Source organism: Aquabacterium sp. (assembly GCF_004297345.1).
GTDB lineage: Bacteria > Pseudomonadota > Gammaproteobacteria > Burkholderiales > Burkholderiaceae_C > Aquabacterium.
In genome coordinates this window covers 1-10,486 of the sequence record NZ_SCTN01000357.1, presented here as the reverse complement: position 1 = coordinate 10,486, position 10,486 = coordinate 1, and the positions used below count along the sequence as shown (strand labels likewise).

At 63.8% G+C, this 10,486-nt stretch carries 10 protein-coding genes and 1 pseudogene; all 11 read left to right on the top strand.

Going from position 1 to position 10,486, the window contains the following annotated elements; all coding sequences use genetic code 11:
• A pseudogene (locus EPO09_RS13225) lies at positions 1-1,206 on the top strand (hypothetical protein); the annotation flags it as partial.
• Positions 1,179-1,421 (top strand): HypC/HybG/HupF family hydrogenase formation chaperone, encoded by a 243-nt coding sequence (locus EPO09_RS13220; protein WP_290643787.1) that lies wholly within the window; start codon positions 1,179-1,181, stop codon positions 1,419-1,421. The pseudogene EPO09_RS13225 and the gene EPO09_RS13220, both read left to right, overlap by 28 nt.
• Before the next feature lie 8 nt (positions 1,422-1,429).
• Entirely contained in the window at positions 1,430-2,581 is a 1,152-nt protein-coding gene (gene hypD, locus EPO09_RS13215; RefSeq protein WP_290643788.1) for a hydrogenase formation protein HypD, read from the top strand.
• A complete protein-coding gene (gene hypE, locus EPO09_RS13210; protein WP_290643786.1) occupies positions 2,578-3,654 on the top strand; it encodes a hydrogenase expression/formation protein HypE in 1,077 nt (358 codons plus the stop codon). The genes hypD and hypE overlap by 4 nt, the downstream gene beginning before the upstream one ends.
• Before the next feature lie 63 nt (positions 3,655-3,717).
• Complete coding sequence (locus EPO09_RS13205) at positions 3,718-5,466, top strand: NAD(P)H-dependent oxidoreductase subunit E (RefSeq protein WP_290643785.1); 1,749 nt, start codon at positions 3,718-3,720, stop codon at positions 5,464-5,466.
• Positions 5,463-6,167 carry a 2Fe-2S iron-sulfur cluster-binding protein gene (locus tag EPO09_RS13200; RefSeq protein ID WP_290643784.1) on the top strand — a complete coding sequence of 235 codons (705 nt, stop codon included), beginning with the start codon at positions 5,463-5,465 and terminating at the stop codon, positions 6,165-6,167. Before EPO09_RS13205 ends, EPO09_RS13200 begins: the two co-directional genes overlap by 4 nt.
• Complete coding sequence (locus EPO09_RS13195) at positions 6,167-6,718, top strand: NADP oxidoreductase (RefSeq protein ID WP_290643783.1); 552 nt, start codon at positions 6,167-6,169, stop codon at positions 6,716-6,718. The genes EPO09_RS13200 and EPO09_RS13195 overlap by 1 nt, the downstream gene beginning before the upstream one ends.
• A 5-nt stretch (positions 6,719-6,723) precedes the next feature.
• Positions 6,724-8,250 (top strand): Ni/Fe hydrogenase subunit alpha, encoded by a 1,527-nt coding sequence (locus EPO09_RS13190; RefSeq protein ID WP_290643782.1) that lies wholly within the window; start codon positions 6,724-6,726, stop codon positions 8,248-8,250.
• Positions 8,247-8,777: a hydrogenase maturation protease gene (locus EPO09_RS13185; RefSeq protein ID WP_290643781.1), complete on the top strand. Its 531-nt coding sequence runs from the start codon at positions 8,247-8,249 to the stop codon at positions 8,775-8,777. Before EPO09_RS13190 ends, EPO09_RS13185 begins: the two co-directional genes overlap by 4 nt.
• A complete protein-coding gene (locus EPO09_RS13180; protein WP_290643780.1) occupies positions 8,770-9,111 on the top strand; it encodes a hydrogenase maturation nickel metallochaperone HypA in 342 nt (113 codons plus the stop codon). The genes EPO09_RS13185 and EPO09_RS13180 overlap by 8 nt, the downstream gene beginning before the upstream one ends.
• A 93-nt stretch (positions 9,112-9,204) precedes the next feature.
• The coding region (locus EPO09_RS13175; protein ID WP_290643779.1) for a DUF4118 domain-containing protein at positions 9,205-10,486 on the top strand (1,282 nt) is incomplete at its 3' end.

Sequence of the window (10,486 nt, the reverse complement as noted above, 5' to 3'; positions counted from 1 at the left end):
CCCACACCCGTGGCCTTGCCAACGCGTGCCAGCAAGACACACGATGAGAGCGCCCTGCCGCCCTCCGTCCTGTCAATGGGCGCCTTGCTGAAGAACACGCTGTGCATCACGCAAGGCGATCGGGCTTTGGTATCGCCACACGTTGGTGATCTGGAGTCTGTCGATACCCGCGTGGCCTATACCCGCATGGCCGACATCTGGCCGGGCTGGCTGCGCACCCAGCCCGACGCGCTGGCCTGCGACCTGCACCCGGATTTCTTCAGCACCATCCTGGCCGCCCACATGGCCCACACCCGTGCATCGACATCCTCAGGCGTGCAACCCTTGCCGCTGATCCAGGTGCAACATCACCATGCCCATGTGGCCGCCGTGCTAGCCGAACACGCCGACGAGAAAGGCGTGCATGACCGCGTCATCGGGCTGGCCCTGGATGGGCACGGCCTGGGCAGCGATGGCATGGTCTGGGGCGGCGAGTTGCTGCTGGTTCAGGAAGACGAGGCCCAGCGCATCGGCCACCTGTGGCCCATGGCCATGGCCGGTGGCGATGCCGCCGCGCGCGAACCCTGGCGCATGGCCGCATCCGTGCTGCAGGCGCTGGACCGCACCAGCGAGATCAGCCAGCGATTTGCGCGCATGCCCCAGGCTGCGATGCTGCAGCAATGGCTGTCGCAAGGCAGCCAGCGCCACGCTGTGACCACCAGCCTGGGCAGGCTCTTCGACGCCGCCGCCGGCCTGCTCGATGTGCTGGCGCCTTACACACAGTCTCGCTATGAAGCCGAAGCCGCCATGCGCCTTGAAAGCCTGGCGAACATGCACTGGCCTGCAGCAGCCCTGAGCGACGGCTGGCGCATCACCGAGGATTTGCAGCTTGACTGGCGCCCGCTGATGAGCTGGCTGGCCGATCAACGCGATGCGCCACAAGCTGCTGCCGTGTTCCACGCCACCATCGCCACGGCCATGGCCGACTGGGCTGCGCAAGCCTGTGAACGCCACGGTGTGCACACCGTTGTGCTGTCAGGCGGCTGCCTGGCCAACCGCTTGCTGGATGACGCGCTGCACGCAGGCTTGATCATCAAGGGCCTGCGCGTCTGGCGCCCCGCACAATACCCCTGTGGTGACGGCGGCCTGAGCCTCGGGCAAGCCTGGGTTGCCCGCCAAAGACTCATCAAGCAAAACGCATGTGCCTCGCCCTCCCCGCTCGCGTGATCGAACTCGGTGCCCATGACCTCTGCACTGTGGACATGGGCGGCGTGCGCAAGCAGGTCTCCCTGGCCTTGCTCGATGGCGTGCAGATCGACGACTACGTGATCGTGCACGCCGGTTATGCCCTGACCTTGCTGGATCAGGCAGAAGCCCTGCAGACACTGGCCCTGTTCGAGCAGCTGAAGCGGGATCAGGCGGCATCAGGAAGTACGCCATGAAGTACCCTATGAAGTACATCAGCGAGTTCCGCGATCCGGATGTAGCCAAGGCCCTGGCACGATCGATAGCCGCTGAGGCGAACGCTCATCGTACCTACCGCTTCATGGAGTTCTGTGGCGGCCACACCCACGCACTGGCTCGCTATGGCGTGCTCGACCTGCTGCCACCCCCCGTGCAGATGATCCATGGCCCTGGATGCCCTGTGTGCGTGCTGCCCATTGGCCGCATCGACATGGCCATTACCTTGGCCAGGCAGCCCGGCGTGATCCTGGCCAGCTATGGCGATACCTTGCGTGTGCCCGCCTCGAACGGTCTGAGCCTGATGAAGGCGCGCGCGCTCGGTGCTGATGTGCGCATGGTCTATGCCGTTGACGATGCCCTGCAACTGGCACGTCAACACCCCGATCGGAAAGTGGTGTTCTTCGCCATCGGATTCGAGACCACCACGCCAGCCACAGCCGTGGCCATACAGACAGCCCAGCGCGAAGGCCTGCGCAACTTCAGCGTGCTGTGCAACCATGTGCTCACGCCCGCAGCCATGCACGCGATACTGGATCAGCCCACTCCTGTGGCGCTCGATGGCCTGATCGGGCCGGCACATGTGTCCACCATCATCGGATCAAGCCCTTACGAGGTGTTCGCCGAGCGCCATCATCTGCCCGTGGTTGTAGCGGGCTTTGAGCCCCTGGACGTGATGCAGGCCATCCTCATGTTGATCCGGCAGGTCAATGAAGGCCGGGCGCAGGTCGAGAACCAGTTCACCCGGGCCGTGAAGCGCGAAGGCAATCACAAGGCCATCGCGCTGATGACCGATGTGTTTGACATTCGGGATGCGTTTGAATGGCGTGGCCTGGGCGCCATCCCTCACAGCGCCTTGAAGCTGCGCGATGCCTATGCCAGTCTGGATGCCGAACGGCGCTTCAACCTGATGCCGATGGCCGTGCCCGATCACCCAAAATGCGAGTGCGGCCCGATCCTGCGTGGGCACAAACGCCCGCAAGACTGCGTGCTGTTCGGCACCATCTGCACACCGGATCAGCCCGTGGGTGCCTGCATGGTCAGCTCTGAAGGGGCTTGTGCGGCGCACTATCAATATGGGCGACACAAGCCATGCCCGCAGACGCGCCAAGGCTCCGACAACATGAGGCACTCGGCATGAGCGGCATCAAACCCGGCTACATCCGGCCACTTGACCTTCGACACGGTCTGGTCGATTTGACGCATGGCGCAGGCGGCCGCGCCAGCCATCAGTTGATCGAATCAGTGTTCAAGCCAGCCTTTGCCAGCACCTGGCCCGAGGGCTGGCAGGCTGCCGGCGATGACGGCGCGGTGCTGACCAACCCTTTGGCGGCGATGCCGGGCGGGCGCTTGGTCATGTCCACCGATGCGCATGTGGTGTCGCCCCTGTTTTTCCCCGGCGGCGACATCGGCGCCCTGGCGGTACACGGCACCGTCAATGACCTGGCCATGATGGGCGCCCAGCCCTTGCACCTCAGCGTGAGCTTCATCCTGGAAGAAGGCCTGCCCCTGGCTGATCTGGTTCGTGTGGTGCACTCAATGGCGCAAGCAGCCATGAACGCGCACGTGGCCATCGTCACAGGCGATACCAAGGTGGTGGAACGCGGCAAGGCCGATGGCCTCTACATCAGCACAGCCGGCATCGGCATCTGCCCACCCGGCTTGCATCTATCTGGTCAACTGGCCCGCCCCGGTGATGCCATTTTGCTGTCTGGCAGCGTGGGCGAACATGGCATGGCGGTACTCAGCCAGCGCGAAGGCTTGCGCTTTGAAGCGCCCATCGAATCGGATTGCGCCTCGCTGCATGGGCTGGTCGCCCACATGCTGGCCACACCAGCCCGGCTGCGTGTACTGCGCGATCCCACACGCGGCGGCCTGGCCACCACGCTCAACGAAATCGCCTCGGCCTCGCAGGTGGGCATGCAGCTCGATGAAGCGGCCATACCGGTGCAAGATGCAGTGGCAGCCGCCTGCGAATTCATGGGTCTGGACCCACTGTATCTGGCCAACGAAGGCAAGCTCATCGCCATCTGTGATGCAGCCGATGCCGATGCGCTGCTGCAAGCCATGCGGGCACACCCGCTAGGACGCCAGGCTTGCCGCATCGGCACCGTGACGGACGAATCACCCGGATTCATCCAGATGCGCACCCGCTTTGGTGGCCAGCGCATGCTGGACTGGCTGATGGGCGATCCCTTGCCGCGCATTTGTTGATTTGCATCACAAGCAGCAGGCCCTTAGACAAGAATGCGTCACATCCGCTCGATACTCTGAAGCATGCACCCCGAGCACGACATCAGCGACATCCTTGCCCGCTACCCGGCCAGCCAGGGGGCTTTGCTGCAGGTGCTCAGGCAGGTTCAGGCAAGGTTTCAGCATGTGCCAGGCAGCGCCATTGCCGCACTGGTGCTGCAATGGCGCCTGAGCCATGCTGCCGTGCGCAGTGTGGTGAGCTTCTACCATTTCCTCAGCTTCGAACCACGTGGGCGCTACACGCTCTACCTCAGCGACAGCGTGACAGATCGCATGCTGGGCAGCGAAGCCGTGTTGCAACTCCTGAGCGAACGCTTGGGTGTGCAAGCCGATCACACGCGGGCGGATGGCCTGGTGTCGATTCACCGCACCTCATGCACAGGGCTGTGCGATCAAGGCCCGGCGGGGCTGATCAATGGCCGCCCGCTGACCAACCTGACCCTGCGCCGCGCCGATGAGATCGCCGATCTGATTGAGGCTCAGGCGCCACTGGATCAATGGCCCACGGATTTCTTCGAAGTCCACAACCCGGTGTGGCGTCACCAACTCACACTCAGCCACCCGATTGCACCTGGGCAGGCGCTCGCCAGGCTGAACGCCATGGGCCCGGATGCCATGCTGGCTGCCTTGCGCGATGCCGGCCTGCGTGGCCGAGGTGGCGCCGGCTTTGCCACCTGGCAGAAGTGGGTGGCTTGCCGCCATGCGCCTGGCCCGCGCGCCATCACCTGCAACGCCGACGAGGGTGAACCGGGCACCTTCAAAGACCGCATGCTGCTGATGCAATGGGCGCATGAAGTCATGGAAGGCATGACCATCGCCGCACTGACTGTGGGCGCCAGTCAAGGCTTCCTGTATGTGCGTGGCGAGTATGAATTCATCGAGCCTCATCTACGCGAAGTACTGCAAGCCCGCCGCGACCAAGGCCTGCTGGGGCCCTCAGTGATGGGCGGCTCGCCAGGCTTCGACATCCAACTGCACATGGGTGCAGGCGCCTACGTCTGCGGCGAAGAAACCGCGCTGATTGAGTCGGTGGAAGGCAAGCGCGGCATACCTCGCACGCGGCCGCCCTTTCCGGTTGATCGCGGCTACCTGGGCCTGCCCACGGTCAACAACAACGTCGAGACCTTTGTGCAAGTGGCGCAGATCGCCTTGCATGGCGCAGGCTGGTTCAACGCACATGGCACACCCGCCTCGCGCGGCACCCGCATCCTCAGTGTGGCGGGCGACGTGGCCCGACCAGGCCTGTACGAAGTGCCCTGGGGCGTGACCGTGGCTGAGGTATTGAGCGATTGCGGCGCACAGGATGTGCAAGCCGTGCTGGTGGGCGGCCCATCAGGCAAGTTGATCGATGCCACCCAATTGCCACAACGACAACGCCAGATCAGCTTCGAAGACCTGCCCACCGGCGGCGCCTTCACGGTCTTCAACCAGACACGCGACATGGTGGACGTGGCCCGCCAGTACACCCGCTTCTTCGCCCACGAATCATGCGGTTTCTGCACACCCTGCCGCGTGGGTTGCGGGCAGTTGCTGGAGACGGCCGAACGATTGATGCAAGGCCATGCCAGCCAGCGCGACATCGTGCGCCTGCAGGAAACGGCCGAGCTGATGCATCGCTACAGCCACTGCGGCCTGGGCCAGACGGCGGCCCATCCTTTGATGGACGTGATCGCGCATTTCCCCGATCAGATCAAGCGCAAGCTGGCGGCCGACGAGCAAGCGTTCGACCTGGATGCCGCTGTGGTCAACATGCAAGAGATCAGCCCACCATGAGCGATCAAGCCACTTTCAAACTCGACGGCCAGGACATCCCCTTCCAGCCAGGCCAGACCATCATGCAGGCCGCACAAGATGCGGGCGCCTACATCCCGCACCTGTGCCATCACCGGGACTTTGCACCCATTGGCAGTTGCAAGGTCTGCAGTGTGCGCATCAAGGGCCGCATGGTGGCCTCGTGCACCATGCCGGCCAGCGCGGGCCTGGAAGTGGAATCAGAAACCGCCGACATCAACGCGGACCGCCAACGCCTGATCCAGATGCTCTTCGTGGAAGGCAACCACCACTGCCCCTTCTGCGAGAAAAGCGGCAACTGCCACTTGCAGGCACTGGGCTACCACCTGGGCATGCAGGACACGCATTTCGTTCACGCTTACCCGCAACACCCGGTCGATGCCAGCCACCCGGATGTGCTGCTGGACCGCAGCCGCTGCGTGCTGTGCGAGTTGTGCGTACGCGCCAGCCGCGAGGTCGATGGCAAGGATGTGTTTGCCATCGGTGGTCGTGGTTTGAAAACCGAACTGCTGATCAACAGCCCCAGCGGTCAATTGAAAGACAGCGCCATCGCCGCCAGCGACAGGGCCATGTCCATCTGCCCGGTTGGCGCGCTCATGCCCAAGCGGCATGGTTTCGTCATCCCCATTGGCCAGCGTCCTTATGACCACGTCGACATCTCACAGAAGCCGGAGGACAGCTGATGAACACCAGCAAGAAGAAGCTGCGCATCGCCACCTGCTCGCTGGCCGGGTGCTTTGGCTGCCACATGTCCTTTCTGGATGTGGACGAGGCCCTGGCCGACTTGATCGAGCACATTGAGTTCGACCGCAGCCCTCTCACCGACATCAAGCACGTGAGCGAGCAAGGCGTGGACATCGGCCTGATCGAAGGCGGCCTGTGCAACCGCGAGAACGTGGAGACGCTGCACGAGTTCCGCCAGCGCTGCAAGGTCCTCGTGGCCGTGGGCGCTTGCGCCATGTATGGCGGCGTGCCCGCACTGCGCAACGGCATCCCGGTGAGCGAACTGGTGGCCGAGGCCTACCTGGGCGCCGACCTGCACAACCCGCAAGTGCCGCAAGACCCCGAACTGCCGCCCTTGCTCCAGAAGGTATTGCCCCTGCACGAAGTGGTACCCATCGACTACACCTTGGCAGGCTGCCCGCCACCTGCCGAAGCCTTTCGCGAGCTGATCATGGCCATGCTGGAGGGCCGCTCCCCCGTGCTGCCAGCCGACAGCCGCCGCTTTGATTGAACACCATGCCACATCCACTTGAAACCGCCCCCGACCCAAGCGGCCTCAACCGTGTGGTGATCGAACCCGTGAGCCGCGTGGAAGGCCACGGCAAGGTCACGCTGCTGCTCGATGAGCAGCGCCGCGTCAGGCAGGCGCGGCTGCACATCGTCGAGTTTCGCGGCTTCGAGCGCTTCATTCAGGGCCGTCCCTATTGGGAGGTGCCCACGCTGGTTCAACGTCTGTGCGGCATCTGCCCAATCAGCCACTTGCTGGCGGCCAGCAAGGCCTGCGATGCCTTCGTCATTGGCGACGGTCGGGTCACGCCCACAGCCGACAAGTTGCGCCGCTTGTTGCACCATGCCCAGGTGCTGCAGTCCAACGCCTTGCACTTCTTCCATCTGGCTTCGCCTGATCTGCTGTTCGGCTTTGACGATGCCGTGGCCCATCGCAACATCGTGGGCGTGCTGACGGATCAGCGTGAACTGGGCTTGCAAGGCATCCGCATCCGCCAATATGGGCAGGAGGTGATCCGCCTGCTCACAGGTAAACGGGTGCACGGTACGGGCTCAGTGCCCGGTGGATTCAACAAGGCCTTGTCAGCGGCAGACCGCCACACCATGCAAAAGGACATCGCCCAGATCACGGACTGGTGCGCCAGTGCCCTCGTTCTGGCACGCGATCTCTTCCTGGCCGGCCAGCCCGAGCAAGGGGCTTTTGCCAACTTCCCGTCGATGTTCATGTCTCTGGTTCGGCCTGATGGTGCAGGCGATCTGTACGACGGCGCCTTGCGCATCAACGACGAGCATGGCGTGCATGTGCAAGATCAGGTGGATGTGCACGGCTACCAGCAACTGCTGGGCGAAGAGGTCAAGTCCTGGACCTACATGAAGTTCCCCTTCCTGCGCAGCATCGGCCCGGAACAAGGCTGGTACCGCGTAGGCCCGCTGGCCCGCATCAACAACGCCAGCTACCTGGACACCCCCCGCGCCGAAGCCGCACGAGAGGAATTCAAAGCCTGGAACCACGGCAGGCCAGTGAGCGCCTCGCTGGCCCAACACTGGGCGCGCATGATCGACATGCTGCATTGCGCTGAAACCATCGAACGCCTGCTGAACGACCCCGACATCATCGGCACCGACCTCATGGCCACCGGCACGCCCTTGCGTGAAGGCATCGGCGTGATCGAGGCGCCGCGCGGCACACTCATTCATCACTACCGCATGGGCGATGACGACCTCATCAGCTATGCCAACCTCATTGTCTCGACCACGCACAACAACACGGCGATGAACGAAGCCGTGCGCAGCGTGGCCGCGCAGTACTTCGATGGCCGAGAGCTCAGCGAAGGCCTGCTCAACCACATCGAAGTGGCCATCCGCGCTTACGACCCCTGCCTCTCCTGCGCCACGCACGCTGTCGGCAAGATGCCCTTGCGCCTTGAACTGCTGGATGCGCAAGGCCAGGCCGTTGACTTACTGCTCAAACATGAAGACGGCCAGATCGAACGCCCTGCGCTGCCCGCATCTGGGCAGGCCAGCAACTGGCCATGATCATGAACAACAAGGCCCCCATCCTGATCATGGCCGTTGGCAACCCCAGCCGCGGAGACGATGCCTTTGGCCCCATGCTGGCCGACCAGTTGCTGGCCTGGCTGGATACGCAATCCGAAGAGGTTCAAGCCCGCATCGAGTTGATCTGCGATCAGCAACTCATGGTCGAGCATGTGATGGACCTGAGCGATCGCCAGCTGATTCTGTTTGCAGACGCCGCCGCGCAAGGCCATGAAGCCGTGTCGCTGCGCACGCTCTCTCCGCTGCCAACCGACCAGGCCGTGCAAGGCGTGAACAGCCACAGTTGCACGCCCGCCCAATTGCTCGGCCTGTACCAGGCCATGCTGATGCAAGTGCCGCCCCCCGCGCAGTTGCTCAGCCTGAGCTGCCACGGCTTCGAGCTGGGGGCACCCTTGTCACCCCAAGCACGCGCGCAATTTCCTCAGGCCATGGCCTTGTTGCACCAATGGCTGAACGACGCGTTGAACCAGGTGGCGCCCGCCATCACGGGGCGGCCGCATGCATGAGCTTTCACTGGCCGTTGAAATCGTGGGCTTGCTGGAGCGCCATGCTCACGAGCTGCAACGCATCACCCGCCTGACGCTGGACATCGGCACCCTGAGCTGCGTCGATGAACAGGCCTTGCGCACGGCCTTGCAGGCGGCCCTGATCGGCACCCTGGCCGACGGCGCAGAGGTGGTCGTGAACATCATAGAAGCTCTGGCCCTCTGCCTGGATTGTGGTCAGACCTTCCAGCCACCAGACCGGATCGAGCCTTGCCCCCACTGCGGCGCCTTCCGCAAGCGCTGGCTGAGCGGTGAAGACTTCCGTTTGCGCAGTGTGGAAGGCACACCAGCCTGATCTTTACGGCTTTTTTATGCCGGCCGTGCCAGAATTTTCGCAAGCGAGATGCGCAGCTGACTAAGCTGGCTCATCCCGGCTTCGATTCAGCCCATGTCAGACCTTCCCAGCTTTTCCGCCCCGGTTCACCGCGCCACCTGGCGTGGCTACCTGCTGGCCATCGCGGCATGTGGCCTGACCACAGGCCTGACCATCCCCCTGCACGACTGGCTGGAGCTGGTCAACACGGTGATGCTGTTTCTGCTCGTGGTGGTCGTCATCGCAGCACGCCTGGGACGTGGTCCGGCCGTGCTGGCTTCCTTCCTCAGTGTCGGCCTGTTCGATTTCTTTTATGTGCCGCCGCGCTGGTCATTCGCCGTCAGCGACGTGCAATACGTGCTGACCTTTGCCGTGATGCTGATTGTGGCGCTCATCATCAGCCACTTGACGATAGGCCTGCGTGTGCGGGCGCAAGAAGCGCAGCAGGCCGCCGAACGCTCCAACGCCTTGTATGCCCTGGCCAGCCAGCTCGCCGGCGCCTTGACCATCGAGCAGGTGTGTGATGCCACCGAGCAGTTCGCTCAGCAGCAGCTTGCTGCACGCGCCCGCCTGCTGCTGCCCGCCGCACACCAGGCGCGAGACAGCAACGTCCACGAGCCCCTGCTTCCCGCCCGGCCTGATCAAGCCCCGCTGGACAGCACCCTCACCCTGTTGGCGCAAGCCGCGTTTCAGGCGCCCAGAAACCACAGCACGCAACAGCTCGGCGATGACGGCCACCTGCATGCCGTGCTGCCCCTGGCTGGCTCGACGCGTTCGCGGGGCGTGCTGATCCTGTCGTCTCGCCGTACCGGTGCGCGCGAGCTGGATGGCCACCGCAGCCTGCTCGATGCCCTGGCCACGCTGGTCGCCACGGCGCTGGAGCGCCTGCACTTCGTCAACGTGGCCCACCAGACGCAGTTGGAGATGAACGACGAACGTCTGCGTGGCTCGATCCTGTCAGCCTTGTCGCACGACATCCGCACCCCGCTCACATCTTTATTCGGCCTGGCCGACACACTCACCTTGATGCAACCGCCACTGCCCGGCCAGGCTCGTGACATGGCCAGTGCCATCCGTGACCAGGCCATGCGCCTGCACCGCATGGTCAGCAACCTGCTGGACATGGCGCGCCTTCAAACCGGCCAGCAAGCCGGGCAGCTGCCACTGCGCCTGGAGTGGCAGCCCATCGAAGAGGTGATCGGGGCCAGCATCCAGTTGTTGGGTCACAGCCTGGACGATCACCCCGTCAAGGTCCATCTGGATGCCGACCTGCCCTTGCTCTCGATCGACGCTGTGCTCATGGAACGGGTATTTGGCAACCTGCTGGAAAACGCCGCCAAGTATTCGCCCGCCCACA

Coding starts and splice junctions, on each gene's coding strand:
- hypE (WP_290643786.1), top strand. CDS start 2,578: ATGAGCGGCATCAAACCCGGCTACATCCGGCCACTTGACCTTCGACAC.
- EPO09_RS13195 (WP_290643783.1), top strand. CDS start 6,167: ATGAACACCAGCAAGAAGAAGCTGCGCATCGCCACCTGCTCGCTGGCC.
- EPO09_RS13190 (WP_290643782.1), top strand. CDS start 6,724: ATGCCACATCCACTTGAAACCGCCCCCGACCCAAGCGGCCTCAACCGT.
- EPO09_RS13185 (WP_290643781.1), top strand. CDS start 8,247: ATGATCATGAACAACAAGGCCCCCATCCTGATCATGGCCGTTGGCAAC.
- EPO09_RS13200 (WP_290643784.1), top strand. CDS start 5,463: ATGAGCGATCAAGCCACTTTCAAACTCGACGGCCAGGACATCCCCTTC.
- EPO09_RS13180 (WP_290643780.1), top strand. CDS start 8,770: ATGCATGAGCTTTCACTGGCCGTTGAAATCGTGGGCTTGCTGGAGCGC.
- EPO09_RS13220 (WP_290643787.1), top strand. CDS start 1,179: ATGTGCCTCGCCCTCCCCGCTCGCGTGATCGAACTCGGTGCCCATGAC.
- hypD (WP_290643788.1), top strand. CDS start 1,430: ATGAAGTACATCAGCGAGTTCCGCGATCCGGATGTAGCCAAGGCCCTG.
- EPO09_RS13205 (WP_290643785.1), top strand. CDS start 3,718: ATGCACCCCGAGCACGACATCAGCGACATCCTTGCCCGCTACCCGGCC.